This window comes from Kribbella qitaiheensis (assembly GCF_014217565.1).
GTDB classification, from domain to species: domain Bacteria; phylum Actinomycetota; class Actinomycetes; order Propionibacteriales; family Kribbellaceae; genus Kribbella; species Kribbella qitaiheensis_A.
In genome coordinates, this window is the sequence record NZ_CP043661.1 from 839,917 (window position 1) to 866,251 (window position 26,335).

The following is a 26,335-nucleotide window of genomic DNA, read 5'->3' on the forward strand; positions in this document are numbered from 1 at the left end:
CTAGGTCTCCAGGCGATGAGTGTCAACCGATTGGTTGACGATGGTGTGCGGCCTGACGGATCGGTGCTGGATGGTTACTGTCTGGGCATGAGCCCGAAGTCGCGTATCGCCCCGGTTCGCTGGAATCCGCCGCCTGTGCCGCCGGTAAGGCAGCCGCGAGCGCTTGATGTCGAGGTGGTGGCGTTGCCGGGCGAAGGTCCCGAGGACGTGCTGATCGACGAGGACGGCAGTGTGGTCACCGGGCTGCTGGACGGGCGGATCCTGCGGGTCAGCGCCGACGGCCGCACGATCACCACGCTGGCCGACACCGGCGGCAGGCCGCTCGGGCTCGAATGGCTGCCGGACGGCAAGATGCTGGTCTGCGATGCCGACCGCGGTCTGCTGACGCTCGACAAGGACAACCGTCTCGCGACGCTGCTCGATGAGGTCGACGGCCGGCCGATGAAGTTCTGCAACAACGCGGACGTCCTGCCCGACGGCACGATCTACTTCACCGACTCGTCCACGCGGTACGGCGTCGCCGAGTGGATGGCCGATCTGCTGGAGCACTCCGCTACCGGCAGCGTCTATCGCCTCACACCGGACGGCGAGCTGACCAGGCTCGCCACCGGGCGGCCGTTCCCGAACGGGGTCGCGCTGAGCGGCGACCGCAACACCTTGTTCTACGCCGAAACCGGGAGCTACGGCCTGTACAAGCTCGACCTGACCAACCCCGACGCCGAGCCCGTACTCGTCGCGTCGGTGCCGGGTCTGCCCGACAACATCGCCCGCGGTTCGGACGGTCTCATCTGGGTCGCGATCGGTTCGCCGCGCAACACCCTGCTCGATTTCCTGCTGCCGAAACAGCCGGTACTACGGAAGGTCGTCTGGGCTCTCCCCGAGGCGGTGAAGCCGAAGGCTGCCGACATCATCGAGATCCAGGCGTACGACGACGACGGCAACCTGGTCCACGACCTCCGCGGCAAGCATGCCGACTTCCACATGCCTACCGGCGTACGCGAGCGGGACGGAAAGGTCTGGCTCGGCAGCATCGGCACCACCACCCTCGCCACCTTCCCGACCCCACCCCGCTGACCCCTGGCACCACCCCTTGCGTCCGAAACATCGTGGGGCAGGACCCTCGCTTCTTCGGACGCAAAGTGTTAGCCGAGCTGCCAGGAACGTTTCGAGAGGCCGTACCAGAAGCCGTCCACGACGGTCTCCGCCGTACCGAGTGAGTTCTCCGCCGCACCCAGCGACACGAAGAGCGGGGCGAAGTGCTCGGTCCGCGGATGCGCGATCCCGGCCGCCGGGCCCTTGTGCAGGAAGTCGATCAGCGAGTCCAGGTCCTGCGCGGCCAGCGCCCGCTGCGCCCAGTCGTCGAACTCCACGGACCAACTCGGTGCGGGCCCGTCCGGCCGGCCGCTGAGGCTGATCGCGCTCAGGTTGTGAGTGGTGAACCCGCTGCCGACGATCAGCACGCCCTGGTCGCGCAGCGGTGCGAGCTTGCGCCCGATCTCGAACAGCGCGGTCGGATCGAGCGTCGGCATCGACACCTGCAACACCGGTATGTCGGCGTCGGGATACATCTCCTTCAGCGGCACGTAGGCCCCGTGGTCCAGCCCGCGCGAGGGGTCGTCGTACACGGGAGTGCCGGGGGACTGCAGCAATTTCCGCACCTGGTCGGCGAGTTCCGGCGCACCCGGGGCGGCGTACTGCACTTCGTAGTACCGGTCGGGGAAGCCCCAGAAGTCGTAGAGTAGCGGCACGGTTTCCGTCGCGGCGAGGGTCAGCGGGGCAGCCTCCCAGTGCGCGGACACGATCAGGATCGCGGTCGGCTTGGCGATCCCGGCCGAGACGGCGGCGAGTTCCTTGGTCCACACACGGTCGTCCGCCAGCGGTGGCGCGCCGTGGCTCAGATACAGCACCGGCGTCCGGCTGATCTCGACTGTCATGGCGGTCCTGCCTCTCGAAGAAGTCTTACCTTCCCCAATGTAGTTGAACCATCAATTTATTCCCAGCTCTCATCAAACCAGGTATGCCGTCCGGCTACTGTGCGAGGCATGCGATTCGGAATCACGATCCTGCCGGAGTACCGCTGGTCGGAGGCGGCGCCGAAATGGCGGCGCGCGGAGGAGCTCGGCTTCGACCACGCCTGGACCTACGACCACCTCACCTGGGGCGGCCTGCAGGACTCCCCGTGGTACGGCACCACACCAACTCTCACCGCGGCCGCGCTCGTCACGTCGACGATCAAGCTCGGCACTTTCGTCACCTCGCCGAACTTCCGGCACCCGTTGGCGCTCACCCGCGAGATCCTCGCGCTGGACGACATCTCCGCCGGCAGGTTCCTCTGCGGGATCGGCGCCGGCGGCGGCATCGACACGATCATCCTTGGCGGCGATGACCTGAGCCCGCGGCAGAAGGTCGACAGGCTGACCGAGTTCGTCGACCTGCTGGACACGCTGCTGACCACGGACGGCGTCGACTACAAAGGCGAGTACTTCGAGACGCGCAACGGCCGCACGCTGCCGGGCTGCGTCCAGCAACCCCGCGTCCCGTTCATCATGGCCGCCAACGGCCCACGTTCTCTTCGCCTGGCCGCCAAGTACGGCGCTGGCTGGGTCACCACCGGCCAGAAGCACGACGGGTACGAGTCCTGGTTCGCCGGGGTCGCCGAACTCTGCGGCCGGCTGGACGACGTCCTCGACGGGAAGTCGCTCGATCGCTACCTCTCGCTGGACAACGCCAGGTATGCCCTGAGCAGCGCGGCCGCCTTCGAGGATGCGGCCGGCCGGGCCGCCGAGCTGGGCTTCACCGACGTGATCACGCACTGGCCTCGCGCCGATGGCGTGTACGGCGGTACGGAGGATGTGCTCGAAGAGGTAGCCGCCGAGGTCATTCCCCGGCTGCGCGGGTAGAGCGCCGGACGTACAGCGGTACGACGTACCAGAAGAAGACGAACCAGGCGAGGACGATCGCGACGACGACGAAGGCGGCGGTCCGGGACAGTACGACGTCGATCGCGAGCAGGACGCCGCTGCTGATCGCCAGGATGAGGAAGAACAGGCCGCCCGCCGCCATCCGGCCGGCGATCGGAATCATCCGGTCCCGCATCTTCTTCTGGAACAGGATCCGGTGGAACGACACCGGCGCCAGGAACAGGCCGACCGCGAGCGCACTGGTGATCAAGGTGCCGGCGAAGACGTCGTGGGTGAACGCGTCCGCTTCCTGGAAGCGGTTGGTGAACGGGATGCTGAGCAGGAACGCGAACAGGATCTGGGTGCCGGTCTGGGCCAGCCGGAGCTCCTGCAGGAGTTCGTTCCACTGGCGGTCGAGCCGCTCGCCGGCGTCCTCGTCCTCGCGGAGGTAGTGGGCGTGGGGGTCGTCGGTCATCGGTCTCCTCGCGGTCGCTCCCGGAAATGTACCCCGGCCGAAACGCTGAAGAGGGCCACACACCAAATGGTGTGTGGCCCTCTCTTTTTCAGTTGTTCAGAAGGCTGATCCGAAGATCAGATCGGGCGGATGTTCTCCGCCTGCAGGCCCTTCTGGCCCTGGGTGATCTCGAACTCGACGCGCTGGTTCTCGTCCAGCGAGCGGAAGCCCGAGGTCTGGATGGCCGAGTAGTGCGCGAACACGTCCGCGCCACCGTCATCCGGGGTGATGAAGCCGAAGCCCTTGTCAGCGTTGAACCACTTGACAGTACCGACAGCCATTGTTGTCTATCTCCTTGATGGCTTGTAACAAGACGCGATCCACACCTCATGAACCGCGTGTCGCCGAAAGGCCCCAGACGACGAAACCGGCCGTACAGCACAGCAAAAGTCAGTGGGAGTCCAAAACTGCAACGCGATAACTGTAGCCGATCTCAGGCTCTGTGTGGGGGGTGATCGGGAACACGTGTCGCGGAAAGTCGCCGGCCGCCACGCTGCGTATCCACCTCGTGGCAGGGCGAGCGGGCAGCGGCGGACCTGGCGTGGCCCGGCCGGAAGACAACGAAACCCGCGCCGACCTGCTGTTTCTTCGCGCGTCCCGCTCCCGCAAGCGATTCCGTCGCGAGACAAGGAAGGACAACAGGCCCTGTACGCCGGGTAGTTGCCCGCCGGGCACGGTCAATTCTGTCGGCGTGTCGCGCGCGCCTGGACAACAGTTGGACGGCAGGCAAAAGTGGCCGTACGACGTGAGACGGAGGCTGGACTTGATCCTCAAAGTGGTACGCAGCGGCGGATTCGCCGGATTGGTCGCGCAGGGAGAGCTCGACACCGCGGCCGAACCGGACAGCGAACGGCTCGAGCAGGCAGTCCAGGCACTGGATCCGGGGCAGCTCGGATCCGGCCGCCCACAGCCCGACCGGTACGTCTACCGCCTCGAGCTGCGCGAGCACGCCGATGCCGAGCCGACGCAGCTCATCGTCGCCGAGCAGGACCTCGACCATGACACCGCCTGGCTGGTCGACCGCGTACTGCGCCGCGAGTAGCCCCCAGAACGAGCAAGGGAGCCCCGGTGAAGAACCGGGACTCCCCAAAGCTTTCAGTGCTGGTCGTGCTCAGTGCCAGTCGATCTCCGGAGCGCGGTAGAAGTTCACGCTCAGCTCGTCCCACCGCGAGCCCTGGGCGCCCAGGCGAACCTTGTAGGTGTTCCAGTCGTGCGAGGACGCCTGGGACCAGCCGAGCTCGGCAATGCCCGGCAGACGCGGGAAGGCCATGTACTCGAGCTTGTCGAGGTTATCCAGCGTCTCCGTCCAGATCGGCGCCTCGACGCCCGCCACCGCCTTCGCCGGCAGGTTCGGGACGAGTGTCGACGGGTTCCAGTCATACGCCGTCTTGACGTCGACCAGACCGGCCCAGTCCTGCCCGTACGGCGTACTGGCGTCGTACTTCATGTCCAGGTAAGCCCTGTTGGCCGGGGACATCACGACCGTGGCGCCCTGCGCTGCCGCCTTGCGGGCCAGCTCCTGCGAGCGCTCGTCGTCAGTACCCCAGTACTGCGCGATGCTGCCGGCCGGTAGCGGGGTGTCAGCGATCTCCTGCCAGCCCATCACTCGCTTGTGCTGCCTCGTGATGGATGACGCTGCCTTCGGCAGGAAGTTGACGTAGTCGGAGTGCGGCGTCGAGTGCGCCTCATCCCCACCGAGGTGCACGATGTCGCCGGGAGTCTGCTGCGAGACCTCACGGAACACATCGTCCAGGAACTTGTAGGTGACGTCCTTGGCGACACAGAGCGAGCTGAAGCCCACGTCGGTGCCGGTGTAGAGCGGCGGTGCCACTCCGTCGCAGTTCAGTTCCGCGTAAGACGCCAGAGCGGCGTTGGTGTGACCGGGGGTGTCGATCTCGGGGATCACCGTCATGTAGTGGTCCGCGGCGTACCGGACGATCTCGGCGAACTGCGCCTTCGTGTACGACCCGCCAGGCGTACCATCGACCTCCAGGCTGCCGCCGTACGTCGTGAGCCGCGGCCAGCTGTCGACCTGGATCCGCCAGCCCTGGTCGTCGGCGAGGTGCAGGTGGAGCTTGTTCAGCTTGTAGAGCGAGGAGAGGTCGATGTAGCGCTTCACCTCGGCCACTGAGAAGAAGTGCCGGGACACATCGAGCATCGTGCCGCGGTACGCGTACCGCGGGGAGTCGGCGATCGTGGTACCGGCAATTCGCCACGGACCGGCTTGCCGCGTGGTTGCGTCGGCCTTGGCCGGCAGGAGTTGGCGCAGGGTGGTGACGCCCCGGTAGAGGCCTTCGGGGGTCGCCGCAGTGATGCTGAGCCTCGACCGGTCGGCCGTCAGCTGGTAGCCCTCTGCTCCGAGCGAGGCCGGACCGTTGGTGGACAGCCGGATGTCCGCGAGACCGGGCAGTACCGGCAGCACAGGCAGTCGGTAGCCAGTGGAGCGCCGCAGCTGTGCGGTGAGCTGGTCGGCGACCTTCTTGGCCGCGCGGCTCTCCTTGGCGGACGAATCGACGCCGACGATGCTCCAGGGCTGCAGCGTGAAGCTCTGGTTCGGCAGCGCGCGCTGCGACGTGGGCTGTGGGATCAAGGCGGGCACCGCCTGATTCTGTGTCTGGGCTGCTGCCGGAGTGCTGACGGCGATCAGGGGAGTCGCTAGCAGGGCGGCCGTGAGGAGGCCGGCCAGCGAGACCCGACGGCTGGGGCGGAGAAGTCGGTCCATGACCGGAAGTGTTCGTCTGCTCACTCCGGGAGTCAAGATCTTTCAGCAAACTCCCTGCATTACTCGGGCGTACGGGTTCGGCTCAGGCGTACTTGCGCGCCATCGCCAGCGCCGGTGCGACGTACGCCGAACCGAACATGACCATGTGCGTCAGGAGCGGGTGGAGCCGGTGCAGGCCGACCCGGTCGGTCCAGCCGTCGGTCAGCGGGTGCGCTTCGTTGTAGGCCCGCAGTACGCGCTCCAGCTGAGGCATGCCGAACAGGCCGAGCATGGCGAGGTCTGTCTCCCGATGACCGCCGTGGGCCGCCGGATCGATCAGATAAACGCCGTCGGCCGACCAGAACACGTTGCCGGACCACAAGTCGCCGTGGATCCGCGACGGACGCTCCGACGGATCGTCGTACGCACCGGCCGTCAGCGTGCGGCACAACCGCTCGAACACCTCCAGCTGATGCCCGTCGATGGTGCCCTTGTCGTACGCCATTCGCAGGTACGGCTGGATCCGGTAGGTCGCGTAGAACTCGCCCCACGACTCCACCGGCTCCAGCGCGTGCGGCAGCTCGATCGTGCCGATGAAGCCGTCGGTGTCCCACCCATCAGGCGGTACGCCGAAGTGGCGTGCGCCGGCATCGTGGATGACCGCCAGGCGCCCGCCGAGTTCGTCGGCCGCCGCACCGGTCGGTGGTACGGGGAACAGCCTCGGTGTGGTCAGGCGGCCGGGGGAGACCTCGAGCGGTTCGACCACCGGCGCGCCACCGGGGACCGCCAGCCAGCGCAGGCCGGCGGCCTCGACTTCGAAGAACCCGGGCGGAGCGTCGTGTCGTTCCTTCACGAACGCGACGGGCGGGACGGTCATGACGGAACTCTGTCAGACCGGCGGCGGATTCGGTTGAGGTGACAGCGAGCTGCGGACTGACGTGTCAACGACCGGGGCGGTGCGGCGCGGAAGGATTTGGACACCGCGTGTCGAAAGGTGCGCGGGGGGTGGTCGACCTGTCATCGTAGGCGGCCGGGCCATCTGACCAGGACGGGCCTGGCCGCAGGGAACCGACTCTGATTCACGATGCTGGAGGACAGATGACGCAGGTGGCAGAGCAGCCGGGCAGTACTGCCGGGCGGCTCGGCTCGGTGGTGTTGGATTGCCCGGACCCACTCGAGCTCGCCCAGTTCTACTCAGCGCTTTTCGGTCTGGAGATCGATCAGCACGGTGACGGCGAATGGCGGAGCCTGACCGGCCCCGGCTCGTCGCTCGCCTTTCGGCGTTCTGAGGACTACGTACCCGCCACCTGGCCGGCTATCGACGCGCAACAACTCCACCTCGATCTGATCGTCGAGGACCTGGCCAGTGGTCACGCGACCGTCGTCGCTCTCGGCGCCGAGCCGCTCGACCCGGTCGATGCCCCGCCGGCGGAGAACGAGCGGGGCTGGCGGGTCTATGCGGACCCGGCCGGACACCCGTTCCGGATCTGCCTGGAATAGCAACATTCGCACCTCCGGCGCCGGTCGATCCTTCGGGAGCGGCCGGCGCTTTTGTCTGCCCATGGGTCTTCTCGGCATTGACAACACATTGTCGAAATGACAAGCTCTTGTCGTGACCGAGACCAAGCAGTCGATCGTCCATCTCGCCGTTTACGACACGCTCGCCGACTGGGAGACCGGCTTCGCGACCGCCCACCTCAACAAGCCGATGTGGCACAAGACGCCGGGCCGCTTCTCGGTGTCGACGGTCGGGCCGAGCCTGGAGCCGATCACCACGATGGGCGGGGTGCGCATCACGCCGGACGTCGTACTCGCCGAGCTGAAGCCGGCCGACAGTGCGATGTTGATCCTGCCGGGGAACGATCTGTTCGCGACCGAGGCGTTCGTGCCGTTCGCGGAGAAGGCTCGGGAGTTCCTGGATGCGGGTGTGCCGGTGGCTGCGATCTGTGGCGCGACCGGCGGCCTGGCGATGGCCGGTCTGCTCGATGATCGGGCGCACACCAGCAATGCCTCGGCGTTCCTGGACGGCCTTGGTTACAAGGGGGGAGCGCTCTATCGCGAGGAGCCGGCGGTGACCGATCGCGACTTGATCACCGCCGGGGCGTTCGCGCCGGTCGAGTTCGCGCGCGAGATCCTGGCGCGCCTCGACGTGATGGAGCCGCAGGTGCTCGCTTCCTGGTACAAGCTGTACGGCAAGCAGGACCCGGCCGGGTTCTACGAGCTGATGTCCGCCTGACCGAGGATCGACGACACGATGACGACGAAGCGTGACCAGGAACTGCTCAGCGCCGCCGCGTTGACGGCATTCAAGCTGAACGGGCAGTTCCTGGAGCTGGCCGAGCATCTCGCCCGCCCGTCCGGTCTGACCGTGGCCTGGTGGCAGGTGCTCGGCGCCGTCATCAATCAACCGCTGTCGGTGTCGGGTGTCGCCCGCGAGATGGGAATCACCCGCCAGGCCGTGCAGCGGACCGCCGACGTGCTGGTCGGCCGCGGCCTGGCCGAGTACCACGACAACCCGGCCCATCGCCGCGCCAAACTGGTGGCGCTCACGCCCGAGGGTCGCGTCGCGATGTCGGCGATCGGCCCCGACCACGCGAATCACGCACGCGAGCTCTCCGCAGTACTAGGCGCAGACCAGCTAGCCGACGCGGTAGCCGCCCTGACGAAGCTCTCCGAGGCCTTGGACGCGTTGGATTTGAGCGACTAAGCCTGAATTGGCCGAGGTCGTTGCGCTCAAGGCCGGCGCGGAGGTATTGGTCACGCGATCATCGAACAGGTCGGCGCCGACCTGACGAACTCAGCCCTCACCCAACCCGGGTCCCGACCGACAGGTATTGGCCGGTCCGTCGGATGGGAGCCACGCCCAGCAAGGCGGTATCCAGGGTGATCCGGGCGACCATTACCTGTCGGTCGGGACGCCGACCGCGCAACCAGCCCCTTCCGGAGCGAATCCGGCATCCGGCAGGCTCCGATGGGGTTGGGAACACCCAGGCAGGCAGTGGAAGGGCCGGGGCAGGCTCGATCCGGTGGTGGTCACGCTCAAATCCGCCGTCGCCGAGGTGGTCCGGGCGAGTTGCCCGGGCGTACTGCCTGGCTGGCGATACCCGACCCACCATTGGCGAATCCGGGTCGAACAGTTCCGGAACCAGACTCGGGGAACGTTCCCTTGACAGCGGGCAGATGACCGACGACTCTCTCAGAGAGCGCTCTCTCAGTCCTGCAGGAAGATGCCGCCCCGTCCTTCTCCTGATTGGTTCCGCTATGTCAAAATCCCCTCCGATGACGCTGCAGCGTTGGCTGATCCTGGTTTCAGCCGCGCTCCTGATCGCGACAGCCCTCGTGGTCGCGCCGGGCGGCAGAGCTCAGGCTGCCGTCACGCTGCTGTCGCAAGGTAAGCCCGCCACCAGTTCGACCACCGAGAACGCCGGTACCTCCGCCGCGGCCGCCGTCGACGGCAACACAGGCACCAGGTGGGCGAGCGCGTTCGCAGACCCGCAGTGGCTGCAGGTAGATCTCGGTGCGACCTCAGCCATCAGCCGCGTAGTACTGAACTGGGAAACGGCCTACGCGAAGTCGTTCCAGCTCCAGGTCTCCAACAGTGCGACCGGCCCCTGGACCTCGATCTACACAACCACCACCGGCACCGGCGGCACCCAGACTCTCGACGTCACCGGCAGCGGCCGCTACGTCCGGATGCTCGGCACCGAACGCGGCACCGGCTTCGGCTACTCGCTCTGGGAGTTCCAGGTGTACGGCGGTACCGACGGCGGTCCGACCGCCTGCAGCACCGCCAACGCCGCCCAGGGCAAGACAGCCACGGCATCGTCCACCGAGAACGGTGGCACTCCCGCCAGCGCGGCCGTCGACGGCAACCCCGGCACGCGCTGGTCCAGCGCCGCGGCCGATCCCCAGTGGATCCAGGTCGACCTAGGCTCGACCAAGACGATCTGCCAGGTCGTGCTCAGCTGGGAAACGGCGTACGGCAAGGCGTTCCAGGTCCAGGTCTCCGACAACGCGGCCGGCCCCTGGAACCCCATCTACACAACCACGACCGGCACCGGCGGTACCCAGACCCTCGATGTCACCGGCAGCGGCCGGTACCTGCGAGTCAACGGCACCCAGCGCGGTACGGCGTACGGCTACTCGCTCTGGGAGCTCGTCGTGCACACCACTGACGGCGGTAGCGGTCCGGTGATCCCGCCGACCGACCCGGTGAACCCTGACTTCGGCCCGAACGTCTCGGTGTTCACCCCGGCCACTCCGCAGGCGCAGATGCAGGCGAAGCTCGACCAGGTCGCGGCGCAGCAGCACACCAACCAGTTCGGCACAGAGCGGTACGCGCTGCTCTTCAAGCCCGGCACGTACGCCGCCGACGTCAACCTCGGCTTCAACACCCAGGTGGCGGGCCTCGGCCTCTCGCCCGACGACGTGAACATCAACGGCCACGTCCGGGTCGAGGCCGACTGGCTGCAGCAGGGTGACAACCCGAACAACAAACAGAACGCCACCCAGAACTTCTGGCGCTCGGCCGAGAACATGGCGGTCACTCCGCCGAACGGCCAGATCGAGCGCTGGGCGGTCGCCCAGGCCGCGCCGTACCGGCGGATGCACCTCAAGGGCGCTCCCGAGATCCAGCTCTGGAGTGGTGGTGACGGCTGGGCCAGCGGTGGCCTGTTCGCCGACACCAAGATCGACAACACCGTGGTCTCCGGCTCGCAGCAGCAGTGGATCTCCCGGAACTCCGAGTTCGGCAGCTGGACCGGATCGGTCTGGAACATGGTCTTCGTCGGTACGACGGGGGCCCCACCGCAGCACTTCCCGGACCCCGCGCACACGGTCGTCGGCACGACACCGGTGATCCGCGAGAAGCCGTTCCTGTACGTCGACAACGCGGGCAGCTACAACGTGTTCGTCCCGGCGTTGCGGCAGAACGCGTCCGGTACCAGCTGGTCGCACGGCCCAGCTGCCGGTACTTCGATCTCACTGAGCCAGTTCCTGGTCGCCAAGCCGGACACTCCGATCGCGACGATCAACGCGGCTCTTGACCAGGGCAAGCACCTGCTGTTCACGCCGGGTGTCTACCACCTGACCGACACGATCAAGGTGACCAAGCCGAACACCGTCGTCCTCGGACTCGGCCTGGCGACCCTGACCCCGGACACCGGCAAGACCGCGATCTCGGTCGCGGACGTCGACGGAGTCAAGCTCGGTGGACTGCTGATCGACGCCGGACCGGTCAACACCCCGGTCCTGGTCGAGATCGGCCAGGCCGGCTCGAACGCCAACCACGCGGCGAACCCGACCTCCTTGCACGATGTGTTCGTTCGCGTCGGCGGCGGCTCGCATCTCGGCAAGGCGACGGTCAGCCTGCAGGTCAACAGCAACAACGTGATCGGCGATCACATGTGGCTCTGGCGCGCCGACCACGGCGACCAGGTCGGCTGGGACGTGAACACCGCGGCGAACGGTCTGGTTGTCAACGGCAACGATGTGACCATGTACGGCCTGTTCGTCGAGCACTACCAACAGTTCGAGACGCTCTGGAACGGCAACGGCGGCAAGACCTACTTCTACCAGAACGAGATGCCGTACGACGTACCGAACCAAGCCGCTTGGACGAGCGGCGGCGGGATGCAGGGCTGGGCGGCGTACAAGGTCGCCGGCAACGTCACGAGCCATGAGGCCTGGGGCGTCGGCAGCTACTCGTTCTTCCAGACCAACCCGTCGATCGTGGCCAGCCACTCCTTCGAGGTCCCGGACACCCCAGGCGTCCGGTTCCACGACCTGGTCTCGGTCTCCCTCGGCGGAGTCGGCACCATCGCCAACGTCATCAACAACACCGGCGGCACAGCCAACGCCGCCACCCAGCAACGGTACGTGGTCAGCTACCCGTAACAGCTACTTGCGTCCGAAGACCCGAGGGCTAGGCCCCTCGGGTCTTCGGACGCAACGAATCAGGCAGTCGTCAGCGCTTTGCGGATGCGTTTGTCCGATACCGGGTACGGCGTACCGAGAGTCTGCGCGAACAAGCTGATCCGGAGTTCTTCGAGCATCCAGCGGACTTCGAGGAGCTCCGGACTCGCGTACTTGCCTGTGGGCACTGCCTTCAGGCGTTTGTCGTACTCCGCGGTCAGCGTCTGGACGATGGCCATCCCGGAGCGGTCGCGCATCGCGTTGGCGCCGATCTTGTCGAGACGTTGCTCGATCCCGCGCAGGTAGCGGGCCAGGTCGGGCAGGCGTCGGGCGCCGGCCTCGGTGATGAAGCCGCGATGCACGAGACCTTCGAGCTGACCCCGTACGTCGGACAGCGCCGCGAGCAGGGCCGGGCTGGATGACCGGGAGATCTGCTTGTCGACCGTGCGGGCATGGGCGAGCACTTGCTCGACCTGTTTGAGGATCGTGAGCACGGTGTCGGCGAGGTCCGAGCGGACGGCATCCCGCAGTACGGAGAAAGCGGTGAGGTTCCAGGCCGGGCCACCTGCCGCTGTCATCAACTGGTCGACCGCCGCGGAGATCGCGTCGTCGAGCAGGTCGCCGACGTTGCGGTGCGGGCCGGCCAGCAGTGTCATCTTCTGCTGGTTCGTCAGGTTGCGCTGGACGACGTCGATCACCGACGGCATCGTCAGCAGCAGAAGCCGGCGGGTGCCGGTCCACATGGCCGCGGTCTGGTCGCGTTCGGTCTCCTGGAGCCTGATCGCGACGGACTTGCCCTCGTCGACCAACGCCGGATAGCCGGCCACGGTCAGCCCGTTGCGGTGCTCCGAGAAGCTGCGCGGCAGGTCACCGAAGGTCCAGTCGGTCAGGGCGGAACGTTCCAGGCCACTGACAGCCTTCGACGCGACCTGCGAGATCGCCGCCTTGGTCTTCGGCTTCAGGCGCTCCTTGAGCAAGGCAAGATCCTTGCCTTCGGCCACTGTCTTGCCATGGTCGTCGACAACCCGGAACGTCATCCGCAGATGCTCGGGGACCCGGCTCCAGTCCCAGTGCTCCGACTCGATCTGAATGTCGCGCAGCGAGCGGAACTCGCGAGCCAGCGCATCCGTGAGCGGTCCTGACGACGGATCCAGGGCCGGCAGCACCTGGCGAGCGTGATCCGGCGCCGGCACGATGTTGCGCCGGATTGCCTTGGGCAACGACTTGATCAGTGTCGTGACGAGCTCCTCGCGGAACCCGGGAACGATCCACTCGAAACCGTCGGCCGTGACCTGGTTGAGCACCAGCAACGGGAGGTGCACGGTGACACCGTCGGCATCCGTGCCCGGCTCGAACGCGTAGGTGAGATCGAACGTCATCCCGTTCTGCGTCCAGGTGAGCGGGAAGTCGCGCTCCTCGATCTCCGCGCCGTCGCGGACGACCAGCGACCGCTCGAAGTCGAGCAGATCGGGATCGCGTTGCCGGGCCTTCTTCCACCAGGTGTCGAAGTGCCGCCCGGTGACGACGTCGGCACCGAGCCGCTCGTCGTAGAAGGCGAACAGGGTCTCGTCGTCGACCAGCAGGTCGCGCCGCCGGCTCCGCTCCTCGAGCTCCTCGACCTCTTCGATCAGCTTGCGGTTCTCGTGGAAGAACTTGTGGTGGGTGTCCCAGTCGCCCTCGACCAGCGCATGCCGGATGAACAGCTCGCGGGAGACCTCGGCATCGACCTTGCCGTAGTTGATCTTGCGCCGGGCAACGATCGGTACGCCGTACAGGGTGACCTTCTCGTAGGCCATCACCGCGCCGGCCTTGCGTTCCCAGTGCGGTTCGGAATAGCTGCTCTTGATCAGATGACCGGCCAGGTCCTCGGCCCACTCCGGCTCGATCTTCGCGTTCACCCGGGCCCACAGCCGCGAGGTCTCGACGAGTTCGGCCGCCATCACGAACTGCGGTGGCTTCTTGAACAGGCCCGAGCCGGGGAAGATCGCGAACTTGGCGCCGCGAGCCCCGAGGTACTGGTGCTGGTTGGCCGGGTCCTTCATCCCGAGGTGGGACAACAGACCGGCCATCAGCGAGATGTGCACGTTCTGCGGGTCGGCGGCCCCGCCCGAGTTCAGCGTGACGCCGATCTGCGAGGCGACCTGGCGGAGCTGAGCGAAGATGTCCTGCCACTCGCGGACCCGGAGGTAGTTCAGGTACTCGCTGCGACACATCCGGCGGAACTGGTTGCCGGAGAGCTCGTTCTGCTGCTTCTTCAGGTAGTTCCACAGGTTGAGGAAGCCGAGGAAGTCCGAGTTCGGGTCGCGGAACCGGGCGTGCTGCTGGGTCGCCTGGGCTTCCGCGTCGGTCGGCCGCTCGCGCGGGTCCTGGATCGACAGCGCGGAGGCGATCACCATCACTTCGCGGACACAGCCGTGCTTGTCGGCCTCGACGATCATCCGGGCCAGCCGCGGGTCGAGCGGGATCTGGGCGAGCTGCCGGCCGACCGGGGTGAGCCGGCGGTTGCGGTCCGACGTGCTCTTGCCGTCGATGGCGCCGAGCTCGGTGAGCAACTGCAGGCCGTCGGTGATGCTGCGCTTGTCCGGCTCGTCGATGAACGGGAACGCGGCGATGTCGCCGAGCCCGATCGCGGTCATCTGGAGAATGACCGAGGCGAGGTTGGTGCGCAGGATCTCCGGGTCGGTGAACTCGGGCCGGCTCTCGAAATGCTCCTCGGAGTACAGCCGGATGCAGATGCCGTCGCTGGTGCGGCCGCAGCGTCCCTTGCGCTGGTTCGCGCTGGCCTGGGAGACCGGCTCGATCGGCAGGTGCTGCACCTTCGTGCGATGGCTGTAGCGCGAGATCCGCGCAGTACCGGGGTCGATCACGTACTTGATGCCGGGCACGGTCAGCGAGGTCTCGGCGACGTTCGTGGCGAGCACGATGCGGCGGCTGGAGCCGTGCGAGGAGAAGACGCGATGCTGCTCGGCGTTCGAGAGTCGCGCGTAGAGCGGGAGGATCTCGGTGTTGCGCAGGTTGTGGTCCTGGAGTGCGTCCGCGGTGTCGCGGATCTCCCGTTCACCGCTGAGGAACACCAGGACGTCGCCGGGCGGCTCGTGGGCGAGCTCGTCGACGGCTTCGAGGATCGCCTGGGTCTGGTCGCGGTCCTTCGTGGCCGGGTCGTCCGGGTCGTTGATCGGGCGGTACCAGGTGTCGACCGGGTAGGTGCGGCCGGAGACCTCGACGATGGGCGCCGGTACGCCGTTGGCGTCCGCGAAGTGCTCGGCGAAGCGCTCGGGGTCGATCGTCGCCGAGGTGATGATGACCTTTAGGTCTGGGCGGCGGGGGAGCAGCTGGCGCAGATAGCCGAGGATGAAATCGATGTTGAGGCTGCGCTCGTGCGCCTCGTCGATGATGAGCGTGTCGTAGCGGCTCAGCTCGCGATCGCGTTGCAGCTCGGCGAGCAGGATGCCGTCGGTCATGAGCTTCACGAGAGAGCGCTCGCTGACCTTGTCGGTGAACCGCACGGCGTACCCGATGGTCTCGCCCAGCTCGGTGCCGAGCTCCTCGGCGATCCGCTCCGCGACCGTGCGCGCGGCGAGCCGGCGCGGCTGGGTGTGCCCGATCATGCCGTGTACGCCGCGACCGAGCTCAAGGCAGATCTTCGGGATCTGGGTGGTCTTGCCGGACCCGGTCTCACCGGCGATCACGACGACCTGGTGGTCCCGGATCGCCGCGGAGATATCGTCCTTGAGCTGACTGACCGGAAGCTCTTCGGGATACGTGATCTCCGGTACTGCGAGCCGCCGCCGCTCCACCTTCTGCTCGGCCTGCTCGATCGCAGTCGCAACCCCTTGCAAAGCCTGAGCGCGCTTATCTACTTCCTTGGTCCCACGAACCCGCTCAAGCCGCCGCCCAAGCTGCTCGCGATCACCGGTCATCACCCCCTCAAGCCGCTTCACGAGCTCAGCCAGCGACACCCCACCATCAGCGTCATTGACTACAGCGTCAGACGTAGGTGTGGGGGAGTTCGGGTTCTTGCCCTGGCGGCGGGGGCGCCGACGGCGGGGCGCCGGACCCTGCGCGGGGGCCGGGTCCGGTGTGGGGCTGGGAGCTGGGGAAGGACTCGGCGATTCGGTCCGGGCATCAGGCATGTCAGCACCCAGCTTAGGCGGCTCACCCCAGCGGCTCATGTGGTTTACCGGCTCAGCAGTTCCGTGCCCTCTGAATCGCCTCAGCAGTCGCGGTAGATGGCGGCTAGCTGGTCGCGGGTGAGTGACGGTTCGGTGAGGGGATGGGCGGCGGCGGTTTGGAGGCCGTCGAGGATCAGGCCCAGGTGCCGGCGCCACACGGTCGGGCTGGTCGTCGCGGTGGCCTCGATCGTGCGGGTGATCGACCAGGTGACCGGACTTCGGGCCGATCGACACCGCGTACTTCGGCCCGGTGGCCGTCGATCTCGCCGACGGGCCGAAGCCGATCACCGAGATCGACGCGGATGCCGCGCGCGGCTCGTTCGACACGCTTGTACTGCCCGGCCATCGAGATGGTCGGTGCTGTCCTCCTGGGCATGCTCGACCGTGGCACCGGCGCGATCCTCATCCCCGGCGGCCTGAGCGGCAAATACCCGATCCCGATGCTGGGTAAGCTCGCGCCGGCCTCGGCAGCGCTCAGGATGTACGTCCTGACTCTGCACGAGGCCTTGAAGGACCAGGGCCTACGCCGCAACGCTCACCATCGGCGGCCTGATCCAGCGCGGCGACATCCACACCGCGGTGCGCGACCACTTGAAAAGCTGGGCGCCGAAGCAGCCGCCGACCTCGACCCGGACCAGATCGCCGACACAGCCTGGGAGATGTACCTGGGCCGCACTGTTCCCGAGAGCGAGTTCAGCACCCGGCCCGTCCCTGCCTGACCGGCAGGGGAGCGAGTTCAGCACGCTGCCCGTGCCTGCCTGACCGACAGGGGAGCGAGGTCAGCACGCTGCCCGACCAAGGGCCGGGCTCGCTGCGCTGGTCAGTCGTCGCGGGAGGTTTGGACCTTGACCGCGAGGACCGGCACGGGCGCTTCGAGGAGAACCCGCTGGGCGGTGCTGCCGAGAATGAGCTTGCCGACCGGGCTGCGGCGGCGGAGGCCGAGGACGATCAGGCCGACCTCCTCTTCGGCGGCTGCCTTCAGCAGTTCGTTCGCGACGTCGCCGGTGCCGACGGCCTGCTGGATCGTCACCTCGACGCCCTGGTCCCGCAGCTTCGTCTCGGCTGCGGCCAGCTCTTCGGAATTGGCGTACCGGGCGTCGACGTACGCGTCACCGCGGCTGGTGTTGAGCAACAGGATGGAGGCGCCACGCAGTACGGCCTCTTTGCCCGCAGCATCCAATGCAGCCTCGCCTTCGGGCGTCGGCACGTACCCGACCAGGATCTTCATGGGGTCACTCTCCCATCAGTCGTCTTCGCCGAAGGTCAGCCGGTCCCGGGACGGCTCGGTGCCGCGGATCCTGGCGACGAGCTCGGGCATGTACGGCCCGAACAGCGCGAACGCCGGAACTGCTCTTCCATCTCAGGTACGGAGTGGTTCCCTTGCCCGAGATCGCAGCAGCATTCCACCAGGAAGTACTGAGGTTCCAGTGTGTGGACCAGCGAGTTATCGTCGATGGGGAGTGCGGGTGGTCGGTCCGTCCGGATTGTCCAAATGGTTGATCCGGGCAACTGGTTCTTCCGGCAGCGACGGTGGAGGGGCGGGACGGCGAGCATGGATGGGGACCTTCCGGGCGTACGGAGCGTGCATCGCGCGCTGGACCTGCTCGAACGGTTCGACGACGAGCACCCGCAGTGGACGCTCGCTGAGCTGACTGCGGCCAGCGGCTTACCAAAGACAACCGTGCTTCGCCTCGTGATGACGCTCGAGCAGCGCGGCTTGGTCGCGGCAACCGGACGGGGCCGCTACGCGATCGGCCCCGGCTTCCTGCGCTGGTCGCGGCTGAGCAGCGCAAGCATGGAGATCCCGCCCGCGGTCCGCGCGGCGATGGGCAAACTCGCCACCGACACCGGCGAGACCGTCAACCTCTACATCAGGGTCGGGCGGACGCGGGTCTGTCTCGCGCAGGCGCAGGGCACTCTGAGCGTCCGGCACACGATTCCAGTGGGAGCAGCACTGCCGCTCTGGAGCGGCGCCGCCTCGAAGGTGTTGCTCAGCGATCCGCCTTTGCTGGCCGCCGATCCGTCCGTCATCGACGACGTCGCCGGCGATTCGCCCTACGGCGCGGGGTTCGCGCAAAAGCTCCGAGCGGAAGCGGCCGCCACCGGGGACGGAGGCGTCGCGATCACCCACGGAGAGCGCGAACTGGGCGCATCCGGTGTCTCAGTCGCCGTACGCCGCGCAGACGGTCGCGTGGTCGCCGCAGTCGGAATCGGAGGACCGACGACCCGCTTCAACGATCAGCGACTACCTGCTTACGTCAGCGCCGTACGACTCTGCGCAGCCACCATCGTCGCAACAGGCTGGAGCGGCTTCAGCGCAGCCTGATCCAGCACAGCATCAGCCTGATCCGTCGCCGCCTGACCGTCGCCGCCTGACCGTCGCCGCCTGACCCATCGCCACCTGACTGAGGTCGGGGCTGTGCTCGCGGCAGGGTGCCCACCGATCGGGTTGCCGAGGTCGGGCCGCGCTGCGGGGTCAGTTCTCGCTGAGTTCGCGGCGGAGGACCTTTCCCGTGGCATTGCGGGGGAGGTCCTCCAGCAGCACCACCTTGCGCGGGGCCTTGTAGCGGGCGAGTTTCGAGCGCACGTACTCGATCAGTTCATCGGGAAGCGCATCCTTGGCCGCGTCTTGAGCCGGTACGACGTACGCGATCAGTCGCTGGCCGAAATGCTCGTCCGGGGCGCCGACCACCGCCGCGTCGACGACACCCGGGTGACTCATCAGGCAGTCCTCGACCTCGACCGGGTACACGTTCTCGCCGCCGGACACGATCATGTCGTCCTCGCGACCGTCGACGAAGAGCCTGCCCCTGTCGTCCAGATGGCCGAGGTCGCCCGTGCTCATCCGCCCATCGACCGTGGTCTTGCTGCTCCCGTCGGAGTAGCCGCCGAAGACCAGACCGCCGCCCGCGAAGATCCGCCCGGTCTCGCCGGTCGGCAGAACCTTGTCGTCGTCGCCGAGGATCCGCACCGAACTCCCGAGGCACGGTCGGCCGACCGTGCCGGGAGCGGCGATCAGCTCCGCGGAGGTCGCGATCGTGGCGATCCCGATCTCGCTGGATCCGTAGACGTCGGACAAGACCGGGCCGAATTGGGCGATGAATCGTTCTGCCAGCGCGGGACCGAGTGCGGAGGCGCCGGAGATCACCGCCCGGAGCGAGCTCAGATCGTGCTCGGCGATCGCGGCCGGACCGAGATCGAGCAGCCGTTGCAGCATCACCGGCACGGCGACGACGGATCCGGCGCGGTTCCGGTCGATGGAGGCCAGGACCTCGGCCGCGTCGTACCGGCGGGCCAGCACCAGCGGCGAGCCGAGGAACAGCGCCAGCATGGAGTTGAGCAGGCCGAGACCGTGGAACAGAGGCGGGCAGATCACCATCGGCTCGCCGGATCGGAGACCGATCCGGTCGAGCGTGCTCGCGGTGAGCCCGATCAGGCCGGCCGCGGTCGGCGCTCGTGGCGCGGCCTTCGGGGTGCCGGTCGTGCCCGAAGTCAGGATGGTGATGTGGCCGGGCTTGTCCGGTTTGGGTGGTTTCGGCGCCGATCCCGCGGCGAGCCCGTCGAGGCCGATCTCGCCGGTGCTGTCCTGCCAGGCGAGCACTCGAGGAATGTCGGAGTCGATCGCGAACTCTTCGTCGTGGATCAGCAGATCCGGGCGGTGCCGCTCGAGCACGGCCTTCACCTGCGGTGCGGCGAACTCGGTGTTGACGAACAGTACGTCCGCGCCGAGCCGGGAGGCGGCGAGAGTCGCCTCGAGGAACCCCCGGTGATTGCGGCACAGCACCGCGACCTTGCTTCCAGCAACAATCCCGTACTGCGCGTGCAACTCGGCCGCCACCTGCGAGCAGCGTTGGTCCAGCTCCCGATAACTCAGGCTGCCGCGCTCGTCGATCACAGCCGGATGGTCCGGATAGCGAATCGCCGCCACCGCACCGAGTGCCGCCATCGACTGCCCCCATTGCCGCAGCGCCCGCTCGATCGGCAGCAGCTGAGACGGCCGCACAGACCGCCAGATCCCCGACCTCGCGAGCCCGATCGAAACCCCTGCGGCCTCGGCCGCGCCGCGCACCAGCCAGTCCGGCGGCCGCATCGGCCCGATCGGCCGCGGCCTCACGACCAACCACCCCGGCGGGTCCGACCGGCGGCCACCGTGCTCGGTGTCGACCAACCACCCACTCCGGTGGCGACCACGCCTGGTGCCGCGCTCACGATTCGCCCTTTGGCTTGTTGGTGCGGCGGAAGTATTGCTCGAACAGCCGGTCCGTCGGCACCCGGAGGAGGTTGCCCAGAGCATCGGCTGGGCGGACGAACGGCGGCGTGATGTTGTGCGGCTTGTTGGCCACGGCGGCGCACACCTGATCAGCCGCCTGCTCGGGGCTCAGCCCAGGCATCCTGTTGAGCAGAGGAGTCGGCGAACTCATCCGCGTGTGCACCAGTCCCATGTAGACGGTCGAGGTCGTCACGCCGTCGTTGCGAATCTCCTGCGACACACACCGCAGCCACACATCGAACGCGCTCTTCGACGCCAGGTACGCCGACCAGCGCGCCATCGGCGGAGTCCGCACCCCTGCCGTCGACACATTGACGATGTGCCCGGATCTGCGTTCCCGCATCGAAGGCAGCAAGGCCAGCACCAGTTTGGTCGGTCCCAGGTAGTTCACCGCGTTCGTCCGCTCGATGTCGTGGAATCGCTGGTACGAGTCCGCGACCGACCGTCGGATCGACTTGCCCGCATTGCTGACCAGGACGTCGACCCACCCGTGATCCGCCAGCACCTTCGCGACCAACTGCTCGATCGACGCGGTGTCCGCGAGGTTCGCCGGGTAGGTCTCGGCCTTGCCTCCTGCCGCGCGGATCTCGTCGGCGACGACCTCCAGTTGATCCGCCGTCCGCGCGACCAGCAGAACGGTCGCCCCGGCGCGTGCCAGCCGCTTGGCCGTCGCCGCACCGATCCCGTACGACGAGCCGGTCACCATGACGACCTTGTCCCGGACAGCGGCAGCGAGCCGGTCGTCGGCGACACTGCTCCGCCCATTGGTCAGGGCGACAAGCAGGGGCCAGCCGAACGGACGCTTCGCAGTCACCATGCCCCCGACATTACCGGCTAGTAGCCAATCTGGGCAGAGCCAACTTCGAGCGGAGAAAACAGTGGGGGCAGCCTCAGTGAGCCTCCCGGGCGATGCGTCCGAGCCAGTCGCGAAACAGCACGCCCATCAGCTCAGGCTGCTCGATCTGCAGGTTGTGCCCGGCCAGATCCAGCACGGCGTACGTCGCCCGCGGGTAGTGGGGGAGCAGCGCGTACTGATCCGCGAACCCCACGATCGCGTCTTGCCGCCCGCACAGCACCAACGTCGGTCGCGTGTACGCGGGACCGCTCTCCGGCGCGACCGTCAACGCCCAGTTCTTCCGGATCCGCTCCATCGCCACGGTGTCGGCGGCATCCAGGCCCGGCACCACGTCCTCGCGGTACTGCCGAAGGACCTCGGCGGTCTGGATCACGGCGATCTCGGTGAAGTCCCCGACTTCCTCTGGGCTGAGCGACTCGATCAGGCCAGGCTCGACCTCCAGCACCACATGGTCCGGCACGGTCCGGTCCGCATTTTCGAGCGCCACTCCGATCGGACAGAGCAGGCTGAGTCCGAGCACTTGCGACGGCCGTTGCGCGACCAGGCCGCGCGCGAGGTACCCGCCGTACGACTCTCCGATCAGCACGAACGGCTCGTCGCCGATCTCGGTGTCGATGAACTCGAGCAGCGCGGCCATGATCCCGTCCGAGTTGTCGATCTCTCCGGCTGGGCTGGCGCCCATTCCCGGCAGATCCGGATAGAGCCGGCGGTACCCGGGCAGGTCGGCGAAGAACGGCTCGAGTGGTCCGGTCATCAGCCGGTGGTCGGGCGTCCAGCCGTGCAGTGCCAGGACTGGGGTGCCTTCGCCGTAGGCGACGTGGTGAAGCGTCATGGTCGTGCCTTTCCGCGCTCGGATCCAGCTGGTCCCGGGGTGCCGATCCAGCTGGCAGAAGTTCTAACAACTCACTCCGACATTTTCTGTCAGTGGCCTAGGCTCGACCTCATGTCCCAACGTTCACTGCATCTTCAGGCCCCCGACGCTACCGTTCTGCGGGCTCGATTGGACCGAGCGAAGCAGGCCGCGGCCGGTACCGGACTGCTGATCGCGCCCGGCTCGGATCTGCGCTACCTGATCGGCCAGGCCGGTGGCTCGTTCGAGCGCCTCACCACGCTCGTCATCCCGGCCGACGGCAACCCGGCGCTCGTAGTACCGAAGCTGGAGGCGCCAGGCTTCGGCGACGTACCGATGGACGATCTCGGGATCGACCTCATCACCTGGGTCGACGGCGATGATCCGTACGCCTTGGCGGCGGCGCGGCTGGGCGGTCCGGAGCGGATCGCGGTCAGCGACTTCACCCCGGCGTTGCACGTGCTCGCGCTCCGCGACGCGATGCCCGGCGTAGCCCAGGTGCTCGCCGGACCGATCGTGCGCGAGCTGCGGATGCGTAAGGACGCGGCGGAGATCGCGGCCTTGCGTGAGGCGGGTGCCGCGATCGACCGCGTCCATGCCCGTGTCGGCGAGTGGCTTCGCGCCGGCCGGACCGAGGCGGAGGTCGGCGCGGACATCGCCGCGGCGATCGTCGAGGAGGGGCACGAGCGGGCCGACTTCGTCATCGTCGGCAGCGGCCCGAACGGATCCAGCCCGCATCACGACGTGTCCGACCGCGTGATCGAGGCCGGCGACGTCGTGGTGGTGGACATCGGCGGACCGATCGCGGCCGGCTACAACTCGGATTCCACCCGGACGTACTCCGTCGGCGAGCCGCGCGATTCCGACGTACCGGCGACCTATGCGGTCCTGCAGGAGGCGCAGCAGGCGGCCGTCGACGCGGTGCGGCCGGGGGTGAGCGCGGAGTCGATCGACCGGGCGGCTCGTGAGGTGATCACGGCTGCCGGACTCGGCGAGCTGTTTATCCACAGGACCGGTCACGGGATCGGCCTCGACGTGCACGAAGAGCCGTACATTGTCAGTGGGAATGAGCTGATTCTTGAACCAGGCATGGCATTCAGCGTCGAACCGGGCATCTATCAGGAGGGCAGGTGGGGAGCGAGAATCGAAGACATCGTGGTGGTCACGGACACCGGCGTGGAGTCCTTCAACCAACGCCCCCACACCTTGATGGCGGTCTGACACCAAGCGCCCGTACTGCGGGTCGCCGGGTGCGGCACGTCTCACGGCTCAGCCGGCGCGGAAGGTCTTGCGGTAAGCGAGCGGTGAGACGCCGAGTTCGGTGCGAAGGTGGTGCCGCAGTGATGCCGCCGTACCGAGACCTGCCGACTCGGCTACGCGGTCGACCGAGAGGTCGGTCGTCTCCAGCAGGTGGCACGCGTGCCGGACACGTTGCTGCAGCAGCCAGGTGCCGGGGGACTGACCGGTCTCGGCCTTGAACCGTCGGCTGAACGTCCGGACGCTCATCCGCGCCTGCTCGGCCAACGTGCCGAGACTCAGTTCCTGGTCCAGCCGTTCGAGCGCCCAGGCCCGGGTCGGACCGGTTCCCTCGGTGCCCTCGTCAGGCATCACCCGCTCGATGTACTGCGACTGCCCGCCATCGCGCCACGGCGGTACGACGCAGTGTCGCGCGGATCGATTCGCGACCTCGCTGCCGAAGTCGCGCCGGACGAGATGCAGGCAGAGATCCACTCCGGCCGCCAGACCTGCCGAAGTAATGATGTCGCCGTCGTCGATGAACAGGAGGTCCTCGTTGAGCAACACCTTGGGATAGAGCGCACGGAACATGTCCGCACGCTGCCAGTGCGTGGTCGCCGGTCGACCGTCGAGCAACCCGGCCGCACCTAGTACGAAGGCGCCGGTGCAGATCGACGCGATCCGGGTGCCCGGGCGGATCAGCGCGAGCGCTTCAGCGACGTCGTCCGGCAGTGTGCCCTCGTTCCGCGGCTGAGGGATGTAGGTGCCGGGGATGATCACGGTGTCGGCCTCGGCCAGCGCTTCCATGCCGTAGTCGGGCACGAGCGAGAACCCGGCGGCGGAGCGGACGGGCGCAGTGGTCAGCCCACAGATGCGTACGTCGTACAGGGGTGTGCCGTCGGAGCGGGTGGCATTGCCGAAGACGGTCGGCGGAATCGTCAGGTCGAAGCCGACCACCGGCTCGAGGGCGAGCACGACGACCCGGTGCGGCTTGACGACATGGAGGCGACTGGAAGAGGCCATGGCCATATCTTGACACATGGTGGCATTCAGGCCACTGTTTCCCGGCCGGAATCTCCGTCATCCTCGGCTGGTGACAATGATCCTGGAGAAGAAGACTCCCCGGCTGCACCGCGCCTGGCCGGTCGCCGCCGTCGGTTTCATCACCCTGATCGGGGCGGCCGGCTTCCGTTCCGTGCCTGGCGTTCTGCTCGACCCGCTGCACGAGGAGTTCGGCTGGTCGCACGCCACGATCTCCACCGCGGTGTCGATCAACCTGATGCTCTACGGCCTGATCTCACCGTTCGCGGCCGCGCTGATGGACAAGCTCGGCCTGCGCCGGGTCGTCAGTGGAGCGCTGGTGCTGATCGCGCTGGGCAGCGGGCTGACCATCTTCATGACTTCGTCCTGGCAGCTCATGCTCTGCTGGGGATTCCTGGTCGGCGTCGGCACCGGCTCGATGTCGATGACGTTCGTGGCGACCATCACCGGGCGCTGGTTCGTGCAACGGCGCGGTCTTGTCACCGGGATCCTCACCGCGGCCGGAGCGACCGGGCAGCTGGTCTTCCTGCCGTTGATCGCCAGGCTCGCGACCTCGTACGGCTGGCGCGTTCCGGCGCTGGTTGCCGCCGCCGCCGCGCTCGCGGTCGTTCCGCTGGTGCTGCTGTTCCTGCGCGACTACCCGAGCGACGTCGGCCTGAGGGCGTACGGGGCACCGGAGGGAAGTACCGCCGGGCAGCGAGTCGAGACGACCGGTAGCAGCGCGATGCGAGCACTGACCGCGCTTCGTACGGCGATGCGTCGACCCGCGTTCTGGATGCTGGCAGGCGGCTTCGCGATCTGTGGCGCCTCGACGAACGGCTTGATCGGCACGCACTTCGTCACTGCCGCGCACGACCATGGCATGCCGGCGACCACCGCCGCGTCGTTGCTCGCACTGGTCGGCATCTTCGACGTCGGCGGCACTATCGTGTCGGGCTGGCTGACCGACCGCTGGGACCCGCGGTACCTGCTGATCGCCTACTACTCACTCCGAGGGCTGTCCCTGCTGGTACTGCCTTCGCTGCTCGGGCCGTCCGCGCAGCCGAGCATCTGGGTGTTCATCATCTTCTACGGCCTCGACTGGGTGGCGACCGTGCCGCCGACGGTGGCACTGTGCCGCGAGTGGTTCGGCGTGGACGGTCCGATCGTCTTCGGCTGGGTGTTCGCGTCCCACCAGATCGGCGCGGCGATCGCGGCGACCGGCGCGGGCGCGATCCGGGACGCGCAGGGCACCTACAACCTCGCTTGGTACTTGGCCGGTGGGTTGTGTGCGGCGGCCGCTCTGATGTCCGCGAGCATCGGCAGGCGTCTCTCGCCGGCCTAGGCGTCTCGGCTAGCCTCGACATTGGTTGAGGTCTAGGGAGAGGGCGCGCGTGGACATCGAGCCTGGTGAGCTGACGGTCGGCCAGTTGGCCGACCGTAGCGGGGTCGCGATCTCGGCACTGCATTTCTACGAACGGCAGAGCCTGATCGTCAGTCGCCGTACGTCCGGAAACCAGCGGCGCTACAAGCGGGACACGCTCCGCCGGGTCGCGCTGATCCGGATCGCCCAACGCGTCGGCATCCCGCTCGCCGAGGTCGCCGCGATCCTGGCGCTGCTTCCCGGCAACAGGACGCCGACCAGGCAGGACTGGGAGCGCATCTCCGAGTGCTGGCAGGCGGAGCTGGACAAACGCATCCTGCATCTCGAGCAGTTGCGCAACGACTTCAAGGGCTGCGTCGGCTGCGGCTGCCTCTCCCTCGACCGCTGCGCGCTCGCCAACCCGTACGACGTCCTCGCGGCGCAGGGACCCGGTCCGCAGCGTCTGGTCGACTCGTCCGGAGCTCCTTGCCATCCGGGATCGTGTTCCTGAACCTCCTTTGTCCACAGGCGTCGCCAGGC

The 26,335-nt window shown here is 67.6% G+C and carries 23 protein-coding genes; 12 read left to right on the forward strand and 11 right to left on the reverse strand.

The features are described 5' to 3' along the window. Positions 1-87 precede the first annotated feature (87 nt). Positions 88-1,074, forward strand: coding sequence for an SMP-30/gluconolactonase/LRE family protein (locus F1D05_RS03645; RefSeq protein WP_185445998.1), 987 nt, complete (start codon positions 88-90; stop codon positions 1,072-1,074). Between the two features lie 68 nt (positions 1,075-1,142). Here F1D05_RS03645 and F1D05_RS03650 read toward each other — a convergent pair whose 3' ends face one another. Next, positions 1,143-1,934, reverse strand: coding sequence for a dioxygenase family protein (locus tag F1D05_RS03650; RefSeq protein WP_185445999.1), 792 nt, complete (start codon positions 1,932-1,934; stop codon positions 1,143-1,145). A gap of 108 nt (positions 1,935-2,042) precedes the next feature. Here F1D05_RS03650 and F1D05_RS03655 point away from each other — a divergent pair, with 108 nt between their 5' ends. Continuing rightward, positions 2,043-2,900 carry an LLM class flavin-dependent oxidoreductase gene (locus tag F1D05_RS03655; RefSeq protein ID WP_185446000.1) on the forward strand — a complete coding sequence of 286 codons (858 nt, stop codon included), beginning with the start codon at positions 2,043-2,045 and terminating at the stop codon, positions 2,898-2,900. Here the strand turns inward: F1D05_RS03655 and F1D05_RS03660 are convergent. Together F1D05_RS03660 and F1D05_RS03665 are read right to left on the reverse strand one after the other, a co-directional pair. Further along, positions 2,878-3,375: a DUF6328 family protein gene (locus F1D05_RS03660; protein ID WP_185446001.1), complete on the reverse strand. Its 498-nt coding sequence runs from the start codon at positions 3,373-3,375 to the stop codon at positions 2,878-2,880. The genes F1D05_RS03655 and F1D05_RS03660 overlap by 23 nt on opposite strands. A gap of 116 nt (positions 3,376-3,491) precedes the next feature. Then, positions 3,492-3,695: a cold-shock protein gene (locus F1D05_RS03665; RefSeq protein ID WP_012921273.1), complete on the reverse strand. Its 204-nt coding sequence runs from the start codon at positions 3,693-3,695 to the stop codon at positions 3,492-3,494. 482 nt (positions 3,696-4,177) lie between these two features. Here F1D05_RS03665 and F1D05_RS03670 point away from each other — a divergent pair, with 482 nt between their 5' ends. Then, positions 4,178-4,456 carry a protealysin inhibitor emfourin gene (locus F1D05_RS03670; protein WP_246486397.1) on the forward strand — a complete coding sequence of 93 codons (279 nt, stop codon included), beginning with the start codon at positions 4,178-4,180 and terminating at the stop codon, positions 4,454-4,456. A gap of 69 nt (positions 4,457-4,525) precedes the next feature. Here F1D05_RS03670 and F1D05_RS03675 read toward each other — a convergent pair whose 3' ends face one another. Both F1D05_RS03675 and F1D05_RS03680 read right to left on the reverse strand, forming a co-directional pair. After that, a complete protein-coding gene (locus tag F1D05_RS03675) occupies positions 4,526-6,136 on the reverse strand; it encodes a beta-N-acetylhexosaminidase (protein ID WP_185446002.1) in 1,611 nt (536 codons plus the stop codon). Positions 6,137-6,218: 82 nt separating this feature from the next. Continuing rightward, positions 6,219-6,992 carry a fructosamine kinase family protein gene (locus F1D05_RS03680; protein ID WP_185446003.1) on the reverse strand — a complete coding sequence of 258 codons (774 nt, stop codon included), beginning with the start codon at positions 6,990-6,992 and terminating at the stop codon, positions 6,219-6,221. A gap of 221 nt (positions 6,993-7,213) precedes the next feature. On the opposite strand from F1D05_RS03680, the gene F1D05_RS03685 reads away from it, so the two are divergent. The 4 genes from F1D05_RS03685 (at position 7,214) to F1D05_RS03700 (ending at position 12,010) form a co-directional block, all read left to right on the forward strand. Continuing rightward, entirely contained in the window at positions 7,214-7,615 is a 402-nt protein-coding gene (locus F1D05_RS03685; protein WP_185446004.1) for a VOC family protein, read from the forward strand. Positions 7,616-7,727: 112 nt separating this feature from the next. Continuing rightward, positions 7,728-8,351, forward strand: coding sequence for a DJ-1/PfpI family protein (locus tag F1D05_RS03690; protein ID WP_185446005.1), 624 nt, complete (start codon positions 7,728-7,730; stop codon positions 8,349-8,351). Positions 8,352-8,369: 18 nt separating this feature from the next. Further along, a complete protein-coding gene (locus tag F1D05_RS03695) occupies positions 8,370-8,822 on the forward strand; it encodes a MarR family winged helix-turn-helix transcriptional regulator (RefSeq protein ID WP_185446006.1) in 453 nt (150 codons plus the stop codon). 572 nt (positions 8,823-9,394) lie between these two features. Beyond that, the gene (locus F1D05_RS03700) at positions 9,395-12,010 is read left to right on the forward strand and encodes a discoidin domain-containing protein (protein ID WP_185446007.1); all 2,616 of its coding nucleotides are present in this window, start codon (positions 9,395-9,397) and stop codon (positions 12,008-12,010) included. 59 nt (positions 12,011-12,069) lie between these two features. On the opposite strand, the gene hrpA is transcribed toward F1D05_RS03700, so the two are convergent. Then, positions 12,070-15,969: an ATP-dependent RNA helicase HrpA gene (gene hrpA, locus F1D05_RS03705; RefSeq protein ID WP_281388904.1), complete on the reverse strand. Its 3,900-nt coding sequence runs from the start codon at positions 15,967-15,969 to the stop codon at positions 12,070-12,072. A gap of 533 nt (positions 15,970-16,502) precedes the next feature. Between hrpA and F1D05_RS03710 the strand changes: the two genes are divergently transcribed. Then, the gene (locus F1D05_RS03710) at positions 16,503-16,919 is read left to right on the forward strand and encodes a hypothetical protein (RefSeq protein ID WP_185446009.1); all 417 of its coding nucleotides are present in this window, start codon (positions 16,503-16,505) and stop codon (positions 16,917-16,919) included. Between the two features lie 101 nt (positions 16,920-17,020). Here F1D05_RS03710 and F1D05_RS03715 read toward each other — a convergent pair whose 3' ends face one another. Continuing rightward, positions 17,021-17,428, reverse strand: coding sequence for a universal stress protein (locus F1D05_RS03715; RefSeq protein WP_185446010.1), 408 nt, complete (start codon positions 17,426-17,428; stop codon positions 17,021-17,023). Between the two features lie 324 nt (positions 17,429-17,752). On the opposite strand from F1D05_RS03715, the gene F1D05_RS03720 reads away from it, so the two are divergent. Further along, positions 17,753-18,526, forward strand: coding sequence for an IclR family transcriptional regulator (locus F1D05_RS03720; RefSeq protein WP_185446011.1), 774 nt, complete (start codon positions 17,753-17,755; stop codon positions 18,524-18,526). A gap of 150 nt (positions 18,527-18,676) precedes the next feature. Here F1D05_RS03720 and F1D05_RS03725 read toward each other — a convergent pair whose 3' ends face one another. From F1D05_RS03725 to F1D05_RS03735, 3 genes are all read right to left on the reverse strand, one after another. Beyond that, positions 18,677-20,314 (reverse strand): AMP-binding protein, encoded by a 1,638-nt coding sequence (locus tag F1D05_RS03725; RefSeq protein WP_246486398.1) that lies wholly within the window; start codon positions 20,312-20,314, stop codon positions 18,677-18,679. 91 nt (positions 20,315-20,405) lie between these two features. Then, positions 20,406-21,287, reverse strand: a complete 882-nt coding sequence (locus F1D05_RS03730) for an SDR family NAD(P)-dependent oxidoreductase (protein ID WP_185446012.1) — start codon at positions 21,285-21,287, stop codon at positions 20,406-20,408. Positions 21,288-21,360: 73 nt separating this feature from the next. After that, a complete protein-coding gene (locus F1D05_RS03735; RefSeq protein WP_185446013.1) occupies positions 21,361-22,158 on the reverse strand; it encodes an alpha/beta fold hydrolase in 798 nt (265 codons plus the stop codon). A gap of 111 nt (positions 22,159-22,269) precedes the next feature. On the opposite strand from F1D05_RS03735, the gene F1D05_RS03740 reads away from it, so the two are divergent. Next, positions 22,270-23,397, forward strand: coding sequence for a M24 family metallopeptidase (locus F1D05_RS03740; RefSeq protein ID WP_185446014.1), 1,128 nt, complete (start codon positions 22,270-22,272; stop codon positions 23,395-23,397). 48 nt (positions 23,398-23,445) lie between these two features. On the opposite strand, the gene F1D05_RS03745 is transcribed toward F1D05_RS03740, so the two are convergent. Then, positions 23,446-24,435: a GlxA family transcriptional regulator gene (locus tag F1D05_RS03745; protein ID WP_185446015.1), complete on the reverse strand. Its 990-nt coding sequence runs from the start codon at positions 24,433-24,435 to the stop codon at positions 23,446-23,448. 76 nt (positions 24,436-24,511) lie between these two features. Between F1D05_RS03745 and F1D05_RS03750 the strand changes: the two genes are divergently transcribed. Continuing rightward, positions 24,512-25,777, forward strand: a complete 1,266-nt coding sequence (locus tag F1D05_RS03750; protein ID WP_246486824.1) for an MFS transporter — start codon at positions 24,512-24,514, stop codon at positions 25,775-25,777. Between the two features lie 49 nt (positions 25,778-25,826). Then, entirely contained in the window at positions 25,827-26,306 is a 480-nt protein-coding gene (gene soxR / locus F1D05_RS03755) for a redox-sensitive transcriptional activator SoxR (protein WP_185446017.1), read from the forward strand. The last annotated feature ends 29 nt before the right edge of the window (positions 26,307-26,335 follow it).

Bases quoted from the DNA above. Each gene is read 5' to 3' on its own strand.
- F1D05_RS03645 (WP_185445998.1), top strand. From the start codon at position 88: ATGAGCCCGAAGTCGCGTATCGCCCCGGTTCGCTGGAATCCGCCGCCT.
- F1D05_RS03735 (WP_185446013.1), bottom strand. From the start codon at position 22,158: ATGACGCTTCACCACGTCGCCTACGGCGAAGGCACCCCAGTCCTGGCA.
- F1D05_RS03700 (WP_185446007.1), top strand. From the start codon at position 9,395: ATGACGCTGCAGCGTTGGCTGATCCTGGTTTCAGCCGCGCTCCTGATC.
- F1D05_RS03665 (WP_012921273.1), bottom strand. From the start codon at position 3,695: ATGGCTGTCGGTACTGTCAAGTGGTTCAACGCTGACAAGGGCTTCGGC.
- F1D05_RS03675 (WP_185446002.1), bottom strand. From the start codon at position 6,136: ATGGACCGACTTCTCCGCCCCAGCCGTCGGGTCTCGCTGGCCGGCCTC.
- F1D05_RS03715 (WP_185446010.1), bottom strand. From the start codon at position 17,428: ATGAAGATCCTGGTCGGGTACGTGCCGACGCCCGAAGGCGAGGCTGCA.
- F1D05_RS03655 (WP_185446000.1), top strand. From the start codon at position 2,043: ATGCGATTCGGAATCACGATCCTGCCGGAGTACCGCTGGTCGGAGGCG.
- F1D05_RS03745 (WP_185446015.1), bottom strand. From the start codon at position 24,435: ATGGCCTCTTCCAGTCGCCTCCATGTCGTCAAGCCGCACCGGGTCGTC.
- F1D05_RS03740 (WP_185446014.1), top strand. From the start codon at position 22,270: ATGTCCCAACGTTCACTGCATCTTCAGGCCCCCGACGCTACCGTTCTG.
- F1D05_RS03720 (WP_185446011.1), top strand. From the start codon at position 17,753: ATGGATGGGGACCTTCCGGGCGTACGGAGCGTGCATCGCGCGCTGGAC.
- F1D05_RS03685 (WP_185446004.1), top strand. From the start codon at position 7,214: ATGACGCAGGTGGCAGAGCAGCCGGGCAGTACTGCCGGGCGGCTCGGC.
- F1D05_RS03680 (WP_185446003.1), bottom strand. From the start codon at position 6,992: ATGACCGTCCCGCCCGTCGCGTTCGTGAAGGAACGACACGACGCTCCG.
- F1D05_RS03695 (WP_185446006.1), top strand. From the start codon at position 8,370: ATGACGACGAAGCGTGACCAGGAACTGCTCAGCGCCGCCGCGTTGACG.
- F1D05_RS03660 (WP_185446001.1), bottom strand. From the start codon at position 3,375: ATGACCGACGACCCCCACGCCCACTACCTCCGCGAGGACGAGGACGCC.
- F1D05_RS03710 (WP_185446009.1), top strand. From the start codon at position 16,503: ATGCCGCGCGCGGCTCGTTCGACACGCTTGTACTGCCCGGCCATCGAG.
- F1D05_RS03730 (WP_185446012.1), bottom strand. From the start codon at position 21,287: ATGGTGACTGCGAAGCGTCCGTTCGGCTGGCCCCTGCTTGTCGCCCTG.
- F1D05_RS03650 (WP_185445999.1), bottom strand. From the start codon at position 1,934: ATGACAGTCGAGATCAGCCGGACGCCGGTGCTGTATCTGAGCCACGGC.
- F1D05_RS03750 (WP_246486824.1), top strand. From the start codon at position 24,512: ATGATCCTGGAGAAGAAGACTCCCCGGCTGCACCGCGCCTGGCCGGTC.